The organism is Devosia sp. UYZn731 (genome assembly GCF_040546795.1).
In the GTDB taxonomy this organism is placed as follows: Bacteria; Pseudomonadota; Alphaproteobacteria; order Rhizobiales; family Devosiaceae; genus Devosia.
Window position 1 is genome coordinate 15,763 of sequence record NZ_JBEPOL010000014.1, and the last position, 18,287, is coordinate 34,049.

The 18,287-nt window shown below is 62.0% G+C and carries 18 protein-coding genes; 4 read left to right on the top strand and 14 right to left on the bottom strand.

Features of this window, described 5'->3' with window-relative positions:
* Nucleotides 1-223: 223 nt before the first annotated feature.
* On the bottom strand, nt 224-856 hold the full coding sequence (locus ABIB57_RS24535) for a TetR/AcrR family transcriptional regulator (protein WP_354043935.1): 633 nt from the start codon (nt 854-856) through the stop codon (nt 224-226).
* A gap of 121 nt (nt 857-977) precedes the next feature.
* On the opposite strand from ABIB57_RS24535, the gene ABIB57_RS24540 reads away from it, so the two are divergent.
* The gene (locus ABIB57_RS24540; protein ID WP_354043937.1) at nt 978-1,952 is read left to right on the top strand and encodes an SDR family NAD(P)-dependent oxidoreductase; all 975 of its coding nucleotides are present in this window, start codon (nt 978-980) and stop codon (nt 1,950-1,952) included.
* Nucleotides 1,953-2,313: 361 nt separating this feature from the next.
* Here the strand turns inward: ABIB57_RS24540 and ABIB57_RS24545 are convergent, their stop codons facing one another.
* Nucleotides 2,314-2,724 carry a GNAT family N-acetyltransferase gene (locus ABIB57_RS24545; protein ID WP_354043938.1) on the bottom strand — a complete coding sequence of 137 codons (411 nt, stop codon included), beginning with the start codon at nt 2,722-2,724 and terminating at the stop codon, nt 2,314-2,316.
* Between the two features lie 257 nt (nt 2,725-2,981).
* Between ABIB57_RS24545 and ABIB57_RS24550 the strand changes: the two genes are divergently transcribed.
* Nucleotides 2,982-3,836 (top strand): hypothetical protein, encoded by an 855-nt coding sequence (locus ABIB57_RS24550; protein ID WP_354043940.1) that lies wholly within the window; start codon nt 2,982-2,984, stop codon nt 3,834-3,836.
* A 243-nt stretch (nt 3,837-4,079) separates the two neighbouring features.
* A complete protein-coding gene (locus tag ABIB57_RS24555) occupies nt 4,080-5,030 on the top strand; it encodes an amidohydrolase family protein (RefSeq protein ID WP_354043941.1) in 951 nt (316 codons plus the stop codon).
* Between the two features lie 189 nt (nt 5,031-5,219).
* On the opposite strand, the gene ABIB57_RS24560 is transcribed toward ABIB57_RS24555, so the two are convergent.
* Nucleotides 5,220-6,023: a class I SAM-dependent methyltransferase gene (locus ABIB57_RS24560; protein WP_354043942.1), complete on the bottom strand. Its 804-nt coding sequence runs from the start codon at nt 6,021-6,023 to the stop codon at nt 5,220-5,222.
* A gap of 402 nt (nt 6,024-6,425) precedes the next feature.
* Here ABIB57_RS24560 and ABIB57_RS24565 point away from each other — a divergent pair, with 402 nt between their 5' ends.
* Nucleotides 6,426-7,031 (top strand): zinc metalloprotease, encoded by a 606-nt coding sequence (locus tag ABIB57_RS24565; protein WP_354043943.1) that lies wholly within the window; start codon nt 6,426-6,428, stop codon nt 7,029-7,031.
* On the opposite strand, the gene ABIB57_RS24570 is transcribed toward ABIB57_RS24565, so the two are convergent.
* The 11 genes from ABIB57_RS24570 to ABIB57_RS24620 all read right to left on the bottom strand — a co-directional run bounded on the left by ABIB57_RS24570 (nt 7,032) and on the right by ABIB57_RS24620 (nt 18,286).
* Complete coding sequence (locus ABIB57_RS24570) at nt 7,032-7,853, bottom strand: substrate-binding periplasmic protein (protein ID WP_354043945.1); 822 nt, start codon at nt 7,851-7,853, stop codon at nt 7,032-7,034.
* A gap of 60 nt (nt 7,854-7,913) precedes the next feature.
* Complete coding sequence (locus ABIB57_RS24575) at nt 7,914-9,677, bottom strand: pyrroloquinoline quinone-dependent dehydrogenase (RefSeq protein WP_354043946.1); 1,764 nt, start codon at nt 9,675-9,677, stop codon at nt 7,914-7,916.
* A gap of 50 nt (nt 9,678-9,727) precedes the next feature.
* Entirely contained in the window at nt 9,728-10,369 is a 642-nt protein-coding gene (locus ABIB57_RS24580) for a c-type cytochrome (protein ID WP_354043948.1), read from the bottom strand.
* A gap of 163 nt (nt 10,370-10,532) precedes the next feature.
* Nucleotides 10,533-11,366 (bottom strand): substrate-binding periplasmic protein, encoded by an 834-nt coding sequence (locus ABIB57_RS24585; RefSeq protein WP_354043949.1) that lies wholly within the window; start codon nt 11,364-11,366, stop codon nt 10,533-10,535.
* Nucleotides 11,363-12,175 carry an ABC transporter permease gene (locus ABIB57_RS24590; protein WP_354043951.1) on the bottom strand — a complete coding sequence of 271 codons (813 nt, stop codon included), beginning with the start codon at nt 12,173-12,175 and terminating at the stop codon, nt 11,363-11,365. Before ABIB57_RS24590 ends, ABIB57_RS24585 begins: the two co-directional genes overlap by 4 nt.
* A complete protein-coding gene (locus ABIB57_RS24595) occupies nt 12,172-13,146 on the bottom strand; it encodes an ABC transporter ATP-binding protein (RefSeq protein WP_354043952.1) in 975 nt (324 codons plus the stop codon). The genes ABIB57_RS24590 and ABIB57_RS24595 overlap by 4 nt, the downstream gene beginning before the upstream one ends.
* Nucleotides 13,147-13,268: 122 nt before the next feature.
* A complete protein-coding gene (locus ABIB57_RS24600) occupies nt 13,269-14,018 on the bottom strand; it encodes an SDR family NAD(P)-dependent oxidoreductase (protein ID WP_354043953.1) in 750 nt (249 codons plus the stop codon).
* Nucleotides 14,015-15,307, bottom strand: a complete 1,293-nt coding sequence (gene eno, locus ABIB57_RS24605; RefSeq protein ID WP_354043954.1) for a phosphopyruvate hydratase — start codon at nt 15,305-15,307, stop codon at nt 14,015-14,017. The genes ABIB57_RS24600 and eno overlap by 4 nt, the downstream gene beginning before the upstream one ends.
* Entirely contained in the window at nt 15,300-16,295 is a 996-nt protein-coding gene (locus ABIB57_RS24610) for a phosphotransferase (protein WP_354043955.1), read from the bottom strand. The genes eno and ABIB57_RS24610 overlap by 8 nt, the downstream gene beginning before the upstream one ends.
* A complete protein-coding gene (locus tag ABIB57_RS24615) occupies nt 16,296-17,420 on the bottom strand; it encodes an ABC transporter ATP-binding protein (RefSeq protein WP_354043956.1) in 1,125 nt (374 codons plus the stop codon).
* On the bottom strand, nt 17,417-18,286 hold the full coding sequence (locus ABIB57_RS24620; RefSeq protein WP_354043957.1) for a carbohydrate ABC transporter permease: 870 nt from the start codon (nt 18,284-18,286) through the stop codon (nt 17,417-17,419). The genes ABIB57_RS24615 and ABIB57_RS24620 overlap by 4 nt, the downstream gene beginning before the upstream one ends.
* Nucleotide 18,287: the final 1 nt, after the last annotated feature.

An 18,287-nucleotide genomic window follows, 5' to 3' on the forward strand; every position in this document is an offset into this window, starting at 1 on the left:
TGCGCAAAATAATCTTGGGCGATCGGCATCGAACGCAGTCACAGCTTCAGACCGTGGAGGCTTAGAGGGAAATAAACGGATTGCACCTGACTTGCCTCTTGCAAGCTATTGGGACTGCAAGGTGGTTTTTCCGGTGTTGAATCTTGATTTCTGCACACTGGAACTGGTTGCATTCGCGACGCCTGGCGGGATTTGCTGGCTACGACTTTCACGCCATTCAGTATCATTTTTCTGTCGCCCAATTTTCTCGTCGCGGCAGGAGGACTAATTCCGCCGCTTCCTCGGCGTCTTGGAGCAGTGCCGTGCGCGGCATGCCCATCTGAGCACGCATCGTCAAACCACGCGCCAGATCGATGACCTGGATCGCGCGCGCGGCTACGGGGAAGTCAGACGGGATGTCTCCTGCGCTGATGCCGTCGTGGAAACGGCGTTCCATGAGCGCCACGGCGCCAGTTGCGGCGTCCTTCAAGAACTGCCTGACCTCAGCGTCGTCGACGAGTGGCGCGACACATTCGATTAGACAGCCCGGGGCTGATCCTGCCTCGGTCGCACTTTCTACGGCGTGCCTCAGGAAGCCGGTGAGCGAGTCGCGAAGAGCCGGCGGCGCGAGGAGTGCCTTTGCGGCGCGAGCGCCCTTGGTTGCTGCATACGCCCTCAGGGCGCGCAAGAAGATCGTCCGCTTGTCCCCGAAGACGGCATAGAGGCTCGGCCGTCCCACACCCATTGCGGTGACGAGATCGTCGATCGTCACGCCGTCGTAACCTTTCGAGCGGAACACAAGGGTCGCCCTTTCCAGCGCCTCGGTCTCATCGAAGCTACGTGGACGTCCCCGAGGTCTGACGGTATTTTGAACCATGTAGTTCGAAACTCCTTGACCGCAACCTTGCAGCAATATTATGTAACCAAACAGTTCGAAAATGACAAGGCTGCCCCTACTTCTTGGGACTCCTTCGACCTTCCTCTCAAAGGAGCCGCATATGGAACATTCAACCGCTCTCGTCACCGGCGCCACCTCCGGCCTTGGTTATGCAGCGGCCCGCGCTCTGGCTGAACAGGGGTGGCAGGAGATCATCGTCACTGGGCGCAGCCTCGCCCGGGCCAAGGAAACCGCCGGTCTCCTCGCGGTTGAGACCAAAAAGCAGGTCTTCACGCCTCTGGCGCTCGATCTCAATACGCCGTCCAGCGTTCAGGCCGCCCTCGCCGAGCTCGTCAAGCGCGGTCGCCCGATCGATTTCCTGCTGCTCAATGCCGGGCTCGTCCCGACCAAGGTGCGCGTGGTTACAGCCACTGGCGTCGAGGCTTCTGAGGCCCCGCTGATCGGCCATCATCAACTCACTATCGGCTTGCTTGGCGCCAACCTGCTGAGCCCCAACGGCCGGATTATTATCACCAGTGCGGAGCCTGCCCGAGGGGGCGTGCCCATGTTCAAATACACCGATCTGCCTGCATTCGCGGCCGAGAGTTACCAGGGTGACCGAACCGCGGCCGTCGAAGACCTGATCCGCAGCGGGCCCAAGGTGAAGTACGCGCCCAACACTGCGTATGCGGACGCCAAGCTGATCATCGCTTGGTGGGCCGCGGCACTGGCGCGCCGGCTACCCTCCGGCATGGCCGTTTACGCCGTCTCGCCCGGGGCGTCGAACGATACTCAGGTGGCGCGAAACGCTGGCCCGTTGTTGAAGTATCTGATGATTCCAATTGTGAACCTCATTCCCGGCATGAATCAGACGCCGGAGACTGCGGCCGCTCGGTACCTCCAGGCGTCGGAGTTCGGAACCGACGTCTCAGGGCAATTCTTCGCCTCGGCTGAAGGGAAGTTCTCAGGCCCAATTGAGGTGCAGCGCCACCCACACCTCCTCGATCCCGCCAACCAGGAAGCCGCATGGCAGGCCATTGTCGAGGTCTCCGGCGTCGACTTGTCTCTACCAAAATTGTTGAAGCCGGTATCCTGAAAGGTGCGATGGTCGCCGCGAATGGTGGCAGCTACCAACGTCAGCAGATCGCTTGCGGAGTTAGCTCATCGTCCATGGCCCCGTGGCTTTACGGAAGATTAGTTCAAAACATTCTGGCCCGCGACCAGCTGCGTCCTATTGACGGCTATCTGGCCCGAAGCTCTCCACACGTCACCGAATATCATTGTCCGAGGAGCATCGCGATATGCGCCACAGGCGGAGCTTTTGGAATCTGGCAGTTGAGTTTCAACGACTGGATTGGGGTCGGTTCCTGCCAGTCTAAAATGGGTGGGTAGCGGACTGACGGCTTCTTCGGATCGCCTGAGGGAAAGCAGTCCTTCCCTAGAACTGTAGAACTTCTCTAGAACTTCTCAAAGTGCATCATGCCGTCGGACACGCCAACCTCTTTCCAGAGGCTTTTCCGCAGCAGCGACTGCGCTAGTAAGTTGCGCGGGTTGACGAAAGCCGTCCACTTCGCGGCAGGCGGATGTCCCGGCCAAGCCACTACTTGTTGCAACGCCGTGAACGCCAAGCCTTGGCCGCGCATGCTGGGGGCTACAGCGATATCGGTGATGTGGTGTGATGGATGCTGATCCGTAGCCCAAAGACATCCGATTAGGGCGATCGGCTTTGACTCGATCATAGCTACCAGTTGAACGCCGTTGCGCTCGGCGAGGACGGCATCCAGCCAGTCGGTGTCCATAGGTCCAAGTTCGCGATCCAAGAGCGCGTCTTGGTACCACTCCTGAACCCAGGACCAATCATCAGCCAAAAATAGTCGAAGCTCCATTCACCCATTATGTCGACGAGCCGCCCCCTTGTCAGCGCACTTCTCAAAAGGATGGGAACTGGACCGGCGGCTTTCGGGTGGGAAGTAGCGTGAGCCGACGCTGCGCTTGCTGGCCAATACGGAAGCCCGAGCATCGGCCTACCTGCGCGGGTCGATCCGCAATTCACAGCAAGCTCAAGATCATTGCCGTACACGCGACCGCTCGCCATGATACCAACAATGAACATTGGAGGCCGTTCGTGAAAGTCTTCCTCGCCCTAATAGGTGCTCTTTCGTGGTCGGCATTAGCGACGGCCGAAGAGCCATTTCAAGATCGAGCGGGTGATCTTTACGAGATAACGCTGCAAGTCCACACAGAACAACAAGCAGGGCTATCGTCGGGCAGCTCGAACTCCAATTTCAGTGGGATCGAAAAAGTAATCGCCATCCGGCCCGAAGGCGTTGAGTTAGAATTCGACTTGCCTGAAGAGACATCGCCCGAAGTTAGAGCGCGCAGTTGGGAGTATCCGATGCGTGTCTTGAAAGCCCCCGGTAAGCCTCTCGAATTGCTAAACGAGACGGAACTTGTGGATCGGGTCGATCGGTGGTTGGAGCTAGGTGGCCTGTCGCGTTCTACATGCGGGCAGTGGATATTCACTTGGACTGCGATCAAGATCGAGTGCGACCCCAAGGCGGCCTTGGCCTCGTTAGCAGGTTACGATCTACGAATAACCGACCTCAGTGAGGGGGCCATCTACAACGAACCCGGAACCCTTGGTCCCGTGCCACTACGCTTGACATCCTCTGGCCCGGCTGGGGAGACATTGGTCGCTGAGCTGGAGCTTGATCCTGCCCTTGTCCGGCTGCAGCAAGCCGAAAGAGAAATTGCGATCGCTCAAATGACTGGGCTTCCTCAGCCAACGATCGAAGACGCAATGCGATCGTGGGCAAAAGCCGAGATATCTGGAACGATCAGAACCACAATCGACGTCGATACACGAGGCATCGTAATCCGCCGCACTCAGGTCTCCAATCTTCAAATCGTAGATGATGCTCGCGGCCAGCAACACCTTAGCTCGACGGCGATTTTGGAGCGGAAACCGGTCCTCCGATAAACGACCCGCGCCTTGCATTTCTCGCGGCGAGGTCGCCCACGATCTAACCCTGCCGGTGAGGGCACCTGAGAGGGGCAATCGATGTCGAGCGCAAAGCCGATATGCGAGGCGCCGGGGCGTCGTCGCCGTAGTACTACGCCCCAATGCGGTTGTTTGTCCCGGACTTGGAACATCCCAAAAAGCAGTCATTGACTAGTCGGCAACCGCGATGTTGTTCTCGCCGGCATACCAGCGGGGACAACAATGACATTTGAAGCCGCACTCGCCAATCACGACCGCGAAGCTCTCATTGCGTATCCCAAAAGCGAACTTCATACGCATGCAACCCTCGGTGGAAGCCGCAGCTTTGTCCGTGAGAGGACGGGCATCGACATTGTTCCCGTCGATCGCGTTTTGGCCTCCATGGACGAGATGCACGAATGGGTAAGTGCCAACCGGATCGGCGAGGCCTTTCCTGGCGCCGCCGGACGAATGCTGGCACTCGAAGCAACATTCGTGCAGGCCAAAGATGACGGCGTTACGCGCCTTGAAGCCGGGGAAGATGTCTGGGCACTAACCCTTTGGAACGGGAACGCCCTGGCACTCACTCAGGCCATGCGGGAAATCCACGAGCGCGTGGCACCTGAAATCGAATGGATCGCCCAACTGGGACTATCTCGGCATTGCCCGATCGACGCCCTCATAAGTTGGACTGAGCCGTTGCTGGAGGCAGGCTCCTATCGAAGTATCGACCTTTACGCAGACGAACTGGCTCAGCCCATCGGTGTGTTCAAGCCCGTTTATAGAGCCGCCTTCGCAAAAGGCCTTCGGCTCAAGGCTCATGTGGGAGAATGGGGAACCGCGGACGACGTTTGGCAGGCGGTCGAAGAGTTGGGGCTCGATGAAGTGCAGCATGGGATTGCAGCAGCGCAATCGCCCGCTGTCATGCGCTTCCTCGCGGACCATCAAATTCGGCTCAACATCTGTCCGACGTCCAATGTCATGCTTGGCCGTGTCGATAGCATCGCGAACCACCCAATTAGGACACTTTACGACGCTGGCGTCATCGTCACGGTCAACACCGATGACGTCCTGGTGTTTGGCTCCAGTGTTTCCGAGGAATATATCCGGCTCCACAAGGCCGGCGTCTTCTCCACCGCTGAGTTGAACCAGATCAGGTTGAATGGCTTGACGGATCCGGTCGTCGCGCGATGAGTGCCTAGCGCCTCATCTCGGTCGCTCGCCCCTGCGGCCATGCAGGCGATCAAGCTCGCGATACGTAGCGGCGGCTTTGCAAGTTCAGCAACAGGTCGTGGAGGGCAGCCATGGGATCGGAACCGGCCGGCGGCGAGGGGAAAGGGGACCGACCGGTTTCCTGGGCTTTTCCGGAGAAGCAGACGGCCATTATAGGTCGGCTTTTTTGGTGCTCATAAATATTGCCGTATCCTTCTTCACAGGCAAGACCCCGCCGTGCTGACCGAAAGCGGCGTCGATTGCGCGACGAAATTCGCCCAGCGTCTGCTGATCAGCAGAATCTCCCGGTGGATACGACGTCAGAGCGAGATAAACCACCTCGGGATCGGTTACCCGCAGGCTGGCAGGATGAACAGCTTGGCTCACCGTTCCGAACTGCTGCTGCATCAGGTCCGTGGCTTTGTCGTAGCCAAAGGCGACGGCAGCAGGATCCACCGGATCGCTCCCTAGCACAGTGGTCAGCTCATAGAGTTCGGCCAGATTGGCGATCCCATTGGTCGTCACTGCCAGCGTACCGCCAGGCTTCAGCACCCGATGCATCTCCGCGATGGCTCGGGCCTGGTCAGGCACGTGGTAGAGCATATGCATGGCGATGACGACGTCGAAGGATTGATCGGCAAACGGCATGTCGGACGCGTCGGTCGTCTCACCCTTGAGCGATGTGAATGGCAGGGCGGCACAGCGGTCCATTGCTTCCTTGACCATGCCCGGGGACTGATCGGCCAGGGTCAGGTGCATTGGTTGCGGCATGTCACTAGCAGCACTGGCCCAGAACCAGCCTGGCCCGCAGCCGATATCGAGAACATGATCGCCGGGCCTGAGCGGCAGTTTGGACATTACCCATGGAAACCAAGGTACATCGCTGACGGTGAACTCCTGATGCAGCCGTGCCCGCGCGGCAAGCTTGCTGCTATCAGAATACTGCTGCGCCTGGCCTTGAGTGATGGACGACATGCCGCTCTCCTCCGGAAATCCAGATTGCAGTCTATGGCTGACGTTCGAGTGTGGCTATCGAATATGGAACGGCCGCGATGGGGCTCCAAATCGGCGGTAATGGGCTGGTTTGCGGTCCCCATCCTTCGGCTGGGCAATCCTCAGACTATGATTGCGCAACGTTGTCAGAGCGGCTGAGGGGGAGTGGGCGAGAGACGGACATCGAGTGGAACGGTTTCATTAATCGGCCGGGTCGGTTTTTTGCGAGGCGAGTATAACCTGGGAGTATACAGCAAACTCGGCCTCAAGCTTGGGGCAGGTGGACCGCGCCCTGAACCGTCTCTCGTCGGGGACGACATACGCTTGAGTTGCAATCGGGGTCGTTGCGGAGGTATTTGCTGATGCGGGTCAGGGAGTTTGGGCGTGGATTTGTTGCGGGAACTGAGCATGGGGGAAATCGTGTCGCGGCTTGCGGCGGCGATTCTCTATGCCGGTATTCAGGGCCTGCTGCTGGCGGGTATTGCCAGATTGCTTGGGGACCAGCGGCCTAGCCATGATGGGCGACTGACGGCCAATCCGTTTGTGCATTTGTCGGTGTGGGGCGCGGCGATGGCGGCGCTGTTCGGGATGAGCTGGATCCGCACGATCTGGTTCGATGCGAAGGCCAATCGGCTGGGGCGGTGGGGGATCGTGGTGGTTGTGGGCCTGGGCTTGGCCGCAATGGTGGCGGTTGTGCCGCTGCTGGACCTCCTGAGGGCCCCTGCCCTGCTATTGCCACGCACAGGGGGCTATGCGGCGCTGTATTTGCTGGGGCAGTTGCAGGCGGTGGCGATTGCGTCCACCGCGCTGAACGTATTGCCGATCCCGGGGCTCGTTGGGGGAAGCCTGCTGCAGGCGATCTGGCCGGGGGCCGAGCGGCGGCTGCGGCGGCTTGAGCCGTTCGGGCTGGCGCTGGTGATCGTGGCAATCGTCGCCGGCTGGGTGCCCAACTTGGCGACCACGCTGTTGCCGTGGCTGCAGTGGCGCTGACTATTCCCCGGCGTGGCCCTCATAGCCGTATTTTTCCATCAGCGCCGCAATAGTGCCGTCCTGAACCAACGCATCGATGGCCTGATCTACCTGGCTGCGCAGGAAGGTGTTGCGGCTTGAAACGAGGGCGCCAACATTGATATCGGCCAGCGGGATCGGGTCATTTGCCACAATGCGCAGTTTGTCGGCACCCGGGTGTTCTTTCTGCAGGCGAGCCAGCGCGGGCTGCCACAGAATCATGCCGGCAATGGTTCCGTCGAGCACGCGGGTCGCCATCTTGTCGAAGTCGGCATAGGGGAAGCGGATCCAGCGGTCCGGCTTGGCCTGCTGCTGCGCCCAGGTGATGTAGTTCATCTCGCCGAGGCTGGCCATGGCAGTGCCCAGCTTGCGGTCCTTCGGAATATCGCCAAGGCTCTGCCAATCCGGCTCGGCGACGGCGATCACGAAGGGCATGGTGGCGTAGGGGCGGGTCAGCGAAAAGGCATCCGATAGTGGGGAATTGGCGGAAATCGAAACGCCCATGAACATGTCGCAGGTATTGTTCATGGCCAGCGCCAGCTCATCGATGAAGCCATCGCCATTGAGCGGAAAGCCGCCAAAACCCTCGATCACGTTGACCTGCAGGAACAGGGCATCGCCGATGGCCTTGGCGATTTCCTCATCGAACGGACGGGCTAAGCTCGTGACGTCGAAGCAGACGTTAATCGCATCGCCAGCGAGGCGGCGGGTATTGTTCATCTCTTCGGGTGGGATGCCGGAAGACTGCCCGAAGGCAGCAGTCGTAGCCAGCATTGCCAGGCCCACGGCGAGAAAACGGAACATGCTCATCTCCTAAAAGCGAAAGGGGCCGAAGCCCCTTTCTTTATGTTTCTGCAGTTCGGCCTAGTTGGTGGCCTTGGGCAGCTTGAACACGAAGATCGAATTGCCCGAACCGGTCGGCAGCGGGATTTCCGGGAAGGCCGAGGAAATCGAGCTGGCGGCATTGGAGTAGCCGGTGGGCACGACGAGATACTGCTCGCCATCGATCTCGTAGGTCGAGGGATAACCGCCCACGGGAGCATTCAGGCGCTGGGTCCAGACGATGTCGCCGGTCTTCTGATCCCAGGCCTTGATATCACGGGCGGCGTCACCGCCGAACACGAGGCCACCGGCAGTGGCCAGCACCGAGGAGGTCATCGAGGGACGGCTGCGGGCCTGCCAGATATGGTCGCCCTGGGTGGGGTTGATCGAAACTGCGTCGAGCAGGCCGGCATCGGTGATGCCTTCAGGCAGAACGCGGGGACCAAACTTGACGGCACCCACCGCATTGCCGGCGGTGAATTCGGTCTGGGTCGGCGCCACGGTGTTGCAGGCTTCGGTCAAGGGCACGTAGTAGGCCTGGGTGAGCGGGCTGTAGGAGCCGGTCATCCACAGCTTGCCACCGGAGACGGAGGCGCAGACGAGATGCTCTTCACCGACGGCCTTGGAGATCAGGTCGGTGTTGATGTTGACGGTGCCGTCGGGATCGATGCTCTTGACGACGTTCTGGACCACGGTGTCCTTGTGCCAGAGGTACTTGCCGGTATCGCGATCAAGGGCGAACACGATGCCGTTCTTGCCAGCAGCGGTGACCAGCAGGTGCTGTGTCTTGCCGTCGACGTCCTGGTCAACCAGGATACGTTCGTATGGGGAGTCCAAGTCCCAGTTATCGCGCGGCAGGTGCTGGTAGTACCACTTGAGCTTGCCGGTTTCGATATCGATGGCGAGCGTCGAGTTGGTATAGAGCACCGAGCCATCGCCCGAACCGCGGATCAGCTCGGAATAGGGGCCGGGCATGCCGATGCCCCAGAAGGTGGTCTTGGTTGCCGGATCATAGGAGCCGGTGGTCCAAGGCGTACCGCCCCAACGGTTTTCTGCGGGAACGTCGCCCCAGCTTGCTTCCTGCTTGGGATTGTTGGGATCGTCGATGGTGTTGAAGCGCCACAGTTCGTCGCCGGTGTTCACGTCATGGGCGAAAATGTAGCAGCCGCCAGCGGTGCCGGCGATCGAGCAGCCGGAAATTGCGGTGATGATCTTGCCGTCAGCGATGATCGGGCCGACCGTGTAGCTGTAGCCCAGGTTATAATCGAGAACCTGCTTCTCCCAGACCACCTTGCCGTCGATGGCGCTGAGCACCACGATCTTGGCGTCGGCGGTAGTGAGGATCACCTTGTCCTGGTAGAGCGCGATCGAGTTTTTCTGGCGGCGGGCCTGGTTGGCCTGGTAGCTCCAGGAAGCCGGGATCTCGGGCAGCACATGGCGATACTGCCAGATCAGGTCGCCGGTCTTGGCGTTGAGCGCCTCGACGATGTTGTTGTTGGTCTGCAGGAACATGACGCCGTCATGCACCAGGGGCGCGGTTTCCTGGATGCCGGCTTCGGCCATCGGCCAGGCCCATGCAAGCTGCAGCTTGCCGACCGTATCCTTGTTGATCAGGTCGAGAGCGCTATAGCCCTGGTTGTTATAGGCACCGCGATACATCAGCCAGTCTTGCGCCGGTGGGTTGGCCAGCATTTCGTCGGTGACCGGCGCATAGGCGGGCTTGGCGTCCTGAGCATAGGCTGCGCCAGACAGGGCGAGCAGAGCCGTCGTCGCCACCAGCAGTGATTTCATCAGATCGATTTTCATCGATTTCTCCTACCAACGACGTGTGGTGAGCACGTCTGAGTTGACCATTCTTAATTACCAACCGTGGGGAGTTGCTTGCCCCAGGTAAAAGCTTGCGGGATCGTGGATGTAGCAGCGGCGGGTGCGGCGGCCTGTTCCGCCGGGGCGGGGCCGCCTGGCAATTGCTTGCCCCAGGTGAAGGCCTGCGGCACGGCAGTAACCGGTGCGGCCGGAGCGGCGGCATCGGCGGCGGGAGCCGCAGCGCCACCAGCGTCGAGCGCGGCCGCGGCGACACTGGCTGCGCCAGCGGCCGTCTCGCCCGGCAGCGAGATGGCGTAGTCACGGTCGGAGGTCAGCGGCTTGTCATCGGGCGTCGCGCCGTTGAACTGCAGGATGTAGGCGATGATGTTGACATAGGTTTCCTCACCCAGCTTACCGGGTGCGGATGGCGGCATGGCCACCGAGATGAAGTCATACAGCCCGCCGGCCGTATCCCAGTTCTGCATCACGTCGGGACCAACCAAGGCAGGAGCCTCGATGCCTTCGAGATTGCGGCCATGGCACTGGGAGCAGTTCGAATTGAACGCCGTCTGCCCTGCCGCCGCCTGTTCGGCGGTGAAGTTGCCCGCCATGGCGGAGCCAGCGCTCAGGGCACCGCAGACCAGGGTCGCAATACCGAGGGGAGCGGCGATCCGCTTGAGTTTGAAAGGCACAGAAACCTCCCTATAAATTATGATTTACGACAGCAAAACTGTTTGCCTTCAATCGTTTAAGGCAAAACGTCGTGCGCTAGGTTTAGTCCTGGAGAAGGCGAAAGTACAGGGCATTTTGCCGCGATCCGTCCACTTTGCTGCCGCAATCGGGATCACATCGAACTCATTTCTGCGGGTCGGAAACGGGCTCCGCAATGTCTTTGTCGAGGCCATAACGCGCACTGAGACGGAGCATAACGCCAGACTTCTCAAACAGTTCCAGAGTGTCGGCGACTGCGCGTTTGAGCGTTTGATCACCCTTCCAGAGGCCCAGGGCCATGCGGAAGCGCGGTGATATACTTTCGTCTAACCAGAACATGGTGAGGGCGTTGGTGTCGAGACGGAGGCTCGCTGCAACGAAGCGCTCGGTGATTCCGGCGGCGACCGTTCCGGAGTTAAGCGCCTGCTCGAGTTCAGCCGGGCTGCGCATCAATTGGGCTCGCAGGCCCTGCTTGCGCAGCCAGGTCGATAGCGCCAGACGGTCCAGACCGGCGGTGCCGGGCAGGATGGCGACGGTGCCGCCCGAGGTGGGCATGGCGCCGGTTGCCGATATGCCAACCCAACCGGTTTCGGCCGGGGTCGGCAGGGTCTGCAGGAAGCTGCGGGTCTGGACGGTATCGGCCACTCCGCCGGCGATGATGTCGCATTGGGCGCGCGTCAGGGACCAGTTGCGCGGATTGAAGTCCTTGCCGATCGAGGGCAGCACGTTCAGCGCCAGCTTGAGCCCGAGGTTTTTGGCAATGGCGTCGGCCAATTCGGCGTCAAAGCCGGGCCGGGATGGGTCTGCGGTGATGAGGGGCGGATAGAGGGGCGGGACGCAGACCTTGAGCACGCCGTCGCGCCGGCGGTCCTGCAGGGACGTATCGGGCGGCAGGTAACTCACGGCAAACAACAGCGCCGCCACGATGGCGATGTTGAGGCCGGCCTGCAGCCAGCGATGAGGCCCGGCCCAGGTCATGAGCGGCTGAAATCGATCAGCGCCAGCGCGAAGAAGACGATGGCCATGCCAAAGATGACGGCTGGCCCGTAGAGCGGCGGGAACTGGTTGAACCCGATCAGGATGCCGCGTAGCGCATCGACCGCATAGGTGATGGGATTGACCTGCACCATGAACACCAGCCACTCGGGATAGGCCGTGGCGGTCTGGGTGCGGGTGAGCGCCGGGTCGAGCGGGAAGACCGAGGACGAGGTGAAATAAAGCGGCAGGATGATGGTGTTGGAGAAGACACCGAAGCCTTCAAAACTGCGCACGCGACCTGCGAGGATGACGCCGAAGCTGGTCAAGCCGAAGGCCAGCACGAACATCAGCCCCAGCGCCATAGCCATCTGTTCGATGCTCAGGGTAACATCGGCGAAGCGGGCCAGGATCAAGACAAGCGCGCCATGAAGCATCGCCACCGTGCTGCCGCCCAGCACCTTGCCGAGCAGAATCAGCGAGCGCGGCATGGGCGAAACCAGCACCTCACGCAGGAAGCCGAACTCGCGATCCCAGATCACCGACACCGCGAACTGGATCGAGGTGTACATGATGTTGAGCACGATGACGGCGGGAAACAGGAACTGCAGGTAGGTGTAGGGAATGACGTAACGCACCTCCCCAAAGACCTCACCGCGGAAGTAGGGATTGAGACCTACACCCAGGATGAGCAGCCAGATCAAGGGCCGGCTGACACCGCCGATCATCTGGCCGCGATCGCGGGTGGCGCGCATGATTTCGCGCAGCCATACCCCGTAGACGCCGCGCAGCAGTACGATTGGACTGGTCATCGCCGCCCTCCCCGCTTGCCGGCCGCGCGCTCGGCGTCGCGCTGGCCATCGGCCTGATCCCTGAGCTGGCGTCCGGTGAGCGACAGGAAGACGCTTTCCAGCGTTGGCGCCTGGAAGCGAACTTCGGCGAGGCTATCGCGAAATTCGGCGAGGAAGGCATCGGCCATGGCGTCGTCATTGGCCGGCAGGGCAAGCGCATGACTGCCAAGCGGCTTGGCTTGGGGATAGCGTGCGAGGATCGCTTTGCCCGCCTCCGCGTCCTTGGGCAAAACATGCAGCCAGCGCATGCCGTACTGATCCTTGAGCTCGTCGGGCGAACCCTGAACGATAATCTTGCCGTGATCGATGATGCAGACCATGTCGGCGCCCTCGACCTCTTCGATGTAGTGCGTGGTGGTGAGCACGGTCAGTTCGCGCTCGCGGCGCAACTGGTCGAGATATTGCCAGATGCGCTGGCGGGTTTGCGCATCGAGGCCAACGGTGGGCTCGTCGAGAAACAGGATATCGGGCTCATGCAGCAGTGCGCGGGCGATTTCCAGACGGCGGCGCATGCCACCCGAGAAACTGCGGACGATCTGGTCGCGCCAGTCCTCGAGTTCGACCAGTTCCAGCACGGCAGCGCTGCGGGCGCGCCGATGTTTGGGCGCCATGCCATAGACGAGGCCGTGAAAGTCGAGGTTCTCCCAGGCGCTGAGCCGGTCATCAAGGCTGGAATCCTGGAAGACCACGCCGATGGACTGCCGGGCCCGCGTGGGTTGGGCGACCACATCGACGCCGGCGACGCTGGCTTTGCCGCCATCGGGCCGGCGCAGCGTGCAGAGAATGTTGATCAGCGTGGTCTTGCCTGCCCCGTTGGGACCGAGCAGGGCGATGCTGGTGCCGCGCGGAACGGTGAGGCTGACATTGTCCAGCGCCAACTTGCCGCCATAGGCGGCGCTGACCTGTTCTACCGAGATGGCGGCGACGGTCATGATAGTCACTTTCGGCTTGAGCCCTTGAACGCGACTTGGTTGCCCGATGCCGGAGCGATCGGCAAGCCAAACTTTCATGATCAGTGGCGCGACGAGGGTGCTCCTGCGGCCTGCGCGGTGCCCTAATAGGTGGCGCGGCCGCCGGAAATGTCAAACACGGCGCCGGTGGTGAAGGAGTTTTCGGCCGATACCAACCAGGCAATCATGGCGGTGATTTCCTCGACCAGAACAAAACGGCCGCGCGGAATCTTGGCGAGCATATAGTCGATATGCTGCTGGCTGACCTGTTCGAGAATCTTGGTCTTGGCGGCTGCCGGGGTGATGACGTTGACGGCGATATCGAGCGTGGCGGTTTCCTTGCCGAGGCTCTTGGTGAGCCCGATCAGGCCGGCTTTGGCGGCGCTATAGGCCGAGGCATTGGGATTGCCTTCCTTGCCGGCGATCGAGGCGATATTGACGATGCGGCCATAGCTGCGGGCGATCATGCGGCGCACCACGGCCTGGTTGACGAGGAAAGCGCCGAACAGATTGACGTTGAGCACCTTGGCCCACTCATCCACCGGATAATCGACCATGGGCATGGCGGGGCCGGAAATGCCGGCGCTGTGCACGAGAATGTCGAAGCTGTGGCCGGCGGCCTCGGCGGCGACGGCTGCGGCTTCCACGGCGGCGGGGTCGGTGATGTCGAGAGCCGCGATGGTTACCTTGCCCTGGCCGGCGAGGCTGGCTTGAGCCTCCTCCAGAGCTGCCGGGTTGACGTCCCACAGCGTCACCGTCGCCCCCAGCGCCAGCAGCCGTTCCGCAGTGGCATAGCCGATGCCCTGCGCGCCGCCGGTGATGATCGCGGCGCGGTCGTTGAGGGACGTGGTCATGACCGTTTTCCTTTTGGCAGGCCGGCTGTGCCGGCAAACCGGGCCTGCGGGCCCAAAGCTTCTTCGATGCGGACGAGTTCATTCCACTTGGCCATGCGCTCGGAGCGGGCAAACGAGCCGACCTTGAGCTGTTTGGCGTTCCAGCCAACGGCCAGGTGGGCGATAGCGACGTCCTCGGTTTCGCCAGAGCGGGCCGACACGATGGTGCCGAAGCCATGGCGTTGCGCTGCTTCGAGCGCCGCGCGGGTTTCGCTGACCGTCCCGGCCTGGTTGACCTTGAGCAGGACGGCATTGACCGCCCCGTCGGCGGCGGCCTGCTCGACTTTGGAGGCGTTGGTGACGAGGTAATCGTCGCCGATGACCTGCACCCGATCGCCGATAGCCGCGGTGAACTTTTGCAGGCCCGCACCATCGTCTTCGGCCAACGGGTCCTCGATCGACACGATGGGATAGCGGGCGCACCAGTCCAGCATCAGGGCGCAGAGCCCGTCGCTGTCGAGTTCGCGCTTGTCGAGGCCTAGACGATAGCGACCATCGGCGCCGAATTCGGATGCGGCGATATCGAGCGAAATGGCGACCTGGGTCCGGGGATCGTAGCCGGCGCTTTCGATGGCCTCGACCAGGGTGTCGAGCGCCTGCTCATTGCTGTCGAAGGCGGGCCAATAGCCTCCCTCGTCCGCCACGCCCTGCAGCAGGCCGCGCGCCGTCATGATCTTGCCGGCGGCGAGGTAGACCTCGGCGGTCATTTCAAGGGCCTCATTGACCGAGGTGGCGCCGATCGGCATGACCATGAGGTCCTGGATATCGATGCGTCGTCCGGCATGAGCGCCGCCGCCGAAAATCTGGATTTCGGGCATGGGCAGCGTCACCGGATTGCCCGCAGCAAGATATTGCCACAGGGGCTGGCGGGCACTGGCCGCGGCGGCGTGCAAGGCGGCAAGCGATACGGCAACCAGGGCGTTGCCGCCGAGGCGTGATTTCAGGACGGTACCATCCAGTTCGATCAGGAAGGCATCGAGGCCGGCCTGGTCGCGAGCATCGCGGCCCAGCAGAGCCGGGGCGATTTCGCGCGCGATGCCCGCCAGCGCCTGGGCGACGCCGAAGCCGCCGAGAAGCGTGCCGCCATCGCGCAGGTCGAGGGCTTCACGCGAGCCGCGCGAGGCCCCGGCGGGCGCGAGGCCACGGCCGACGCTGCCATCGGCAAGTTCGATTTCGGCCTCGATGGTGGGCCGCCCGCGCGAATCCCAGATACGGCGGGCGCGGACGGCGCGGATGGAGCTGTCAGTCATTGCGGGTCATCCAGTGCGTGCGAATGGGGTCCAGCCGATCGGGCGGATTGAGGAGGAAATGGCGGGCGGACTGGCGCACCCAGGTCTTGTCGATGTCCTCGACCAGATATTCGACCGGGGATTTGCCATCGATGCGCGCCAGCAGCAGGCCGGCCAGCAGGCGAGCGCTGCGCCGTTCCAGGTCGACGCGATCTTCCCAGTCGACTTCGGCCAGATAGGCGGCGGCGATGGCATCGAATGCGGCAAGATAAGGCGTCGGGTTGTCGCGCTTGAGCGTGGCCTTGAGCAGCATGTGGTTGAGCAGGAACGCCAGATCGAACGCCGGATCGCCGAAACAGGCGCATTCGGCATCCAGCAAGACCGGACCGTGGGCCGCGATCAGGATGTTCTTGGGGCTGACATCGCCATGCATCAGCACGAGCTTGGTGCGAGCCGTGGTTTGCGCCAGCTCGACCAGCGCCGGGGCAAGATCGGCATGCACGCGGGCGGTTGCGCGCAGGTAGGGATCGAGGCGCAAGGCGTCGAACAGCGCGTCATTGGCGAAGCGCGCGGGCAGCCCCGGCTCGGTGCTTGAACGGCGATGAATGACGCCCAAAGCCGTGCCCACAAGGGCGGCAAAACCGGTGTCCACCTGCCCGGCCAGCAGATGCTGTTTCCACACCGGGTGATCTTGTGGTGCCAGGTAATCCATGGCGAACAGGCCGGCCTCCCGGTCTTCGCCAAGCAAGGCCGGCACCAGGTTTGGCAGCCAGCCATAGACGAGGCGCAGCCATTCGGCTTCGGCGGCATTGCGTTCGACCGGCGCCTCCCAGACGGCGGCGACCTTGAGCTGCGGCAGGGCGCGCTTGACGCAGAAGCGACGCGCGGACGTTTCCACCAATTGGATATCTGAGGATACCCCGCCGGTCAGCGGCGTCAGCGTGATGCTTTCGCCGGGCTGGACCAGATTCAGCCGCGTCAATGCGGCGATGATGGATTGGTCGCTCATTCAGATCCCCCGCTGGCTTTGTTCGCCCCGTCCGTCGTAGCGCAGATTGTTGCCGTCGCGATCAAAGATCATGGTCTGGTCGCGCGCCACGTCAAGCGCCAGGCTGGAGCCGGCGGGCGGATTGATCTGGCCGGGCAGCTTGAGCGTCAGCGTCTGGCCATTAGCCAGCTGGCAATGCACCAGCGTTTCGTTGCCGAGCTGTTCGACCAGGTCGACCAGCACGGTCAGCGCGCCACGGCCCTGCCCGATGGAAAAGCTTTCGGGCCGCAGGCCGATGCGAACGGTTTGGCCCGGTGCCAGCACGGTTCCGGTTGCGGGCAGCGTCAGGTGGTCTTCGCCCACCGCCACGGTCAGCCCGGCTGCGGAGCTTTGGACCACAGTGGTTTCCACCACATTGGTCGGCGGCTGGCCGAGGAAGGTGGCGACGAACAGGTTTTTGGGATTGTTGTAGAGCTCGAGCGGGCTACCGATCTGCTCGATGCGACCCTCGCGCATGACCACGATCTTGTCGGCCATGGTCATGGCCTCGACCTGGTCATGGGTGACGTAAATCATGGTATTGCCGATGCGATGGTGCAGCTTGGTCAGCTCCACGCGCGTCTCCAGCCGCAACGCCGCATCGAGATTGCTCAGCGGCTCGTCGAACAGGAAAATCTTGGGATTGCGCACGATGGCGCGGCCGATGGCGACGCGCTGACGCTGGCCACCGGACAGGGCCCGCGGCTTGCGGTCGAGCAGGTGCTCGATCTTGAGCAGCTTGGCGGCCGCCAGCACCCGGGCGCTCATTTCGGCCTTGGGCGTATGGGCGATACGCATGCCGAAGCCGATATTGTCGGCGACGTTCATATGGGGAAACAGCGCATAGGATTGGAACACCATGGCCACGTCGCGCTCGGCCGGCGCCACGGTGGTGACGTCGCGCCCATCGATCAGCATTTGGCCGGCATTGGTCTTTTCGAGCCCGGCAATGCAACGCATCAGGGTCGATTTTCCGCAGCCCGATGGCCCAAGCAGCACGACGAATTCGCCGCGCTCGATGCTGAGATCGATATCCTTGAGCACGGCGGTTTCGCCATAGAGCTTGCTGACGCCACGCGCCTCGAAGGCTTTGCTTGCTTCACTCATTTGACGGCACCCATGGTCATGCCGGCGATCATCTTTTCGGAGAGGAGCGCATAGGCGATTATGGTCGGGATGATGACGATGGTGACCCCGGCAAACATGCCCGGCCAGTCGCCCGTATATTGCATGGCATTTTGCAGCGAATAGAGCCCGAGCGGCAGCGTCCGGTTTTGCGGACTGTTCAGGATCACGAGCGAGAGCTGATATTCGTTCCACAGCCAGATCAGGTTGAGGATCAGCGCCGTCAGCACGCCCGGCATGGCGAGCGGCAGCATGACATGCCAGAACACCTGGAAGTCATTGCAGCCTTCGAGCACCGCCGCCGCCTCCAACTCGGAGGGCAGCGAGGCGAAGAAGCCGGTCAGCAGATAGATCGTCACCGGGATGGAGATGGCGATGAAGACGAGGCTCAACCCGGTCAGGCTATCGCTGAGGCGCAGATAGGACAGGATGCCGAAAATGGGGATGAACAGCATGGGGATGGGAATACCCATGCCGATGACGAAGAGGTTGGTCAGCGTCTCGCGACCCCGAAAGCGGGCGCGGGCCAGCACGTAGGCGGCGGGGGTCGAGACCAGGAGGATGGCGAAGACCGAGACGCCGACAACCAGCAGCGAATTGATGAAATATTCGCCCAGCCGGCCCACGGTCCAGGCGGTGGCGAAATTGCTCCAGACCCATTCCTGCGGCAGGTTCCAGCCCGAGCGCAGCACCTCGCGCTTGGTCTTGAGCGCGCTCATCACGACGTACAAAATGGCGGCCAGCGTGAAGGCCGTCCAGGCCCAGACCAGGATATAGGCGGGCAGGCGACGCACCCAGCCGGGCAATCGGGGTTGGCGGCGGGCCGCGACAGTGGCGGTGTCGGTCATG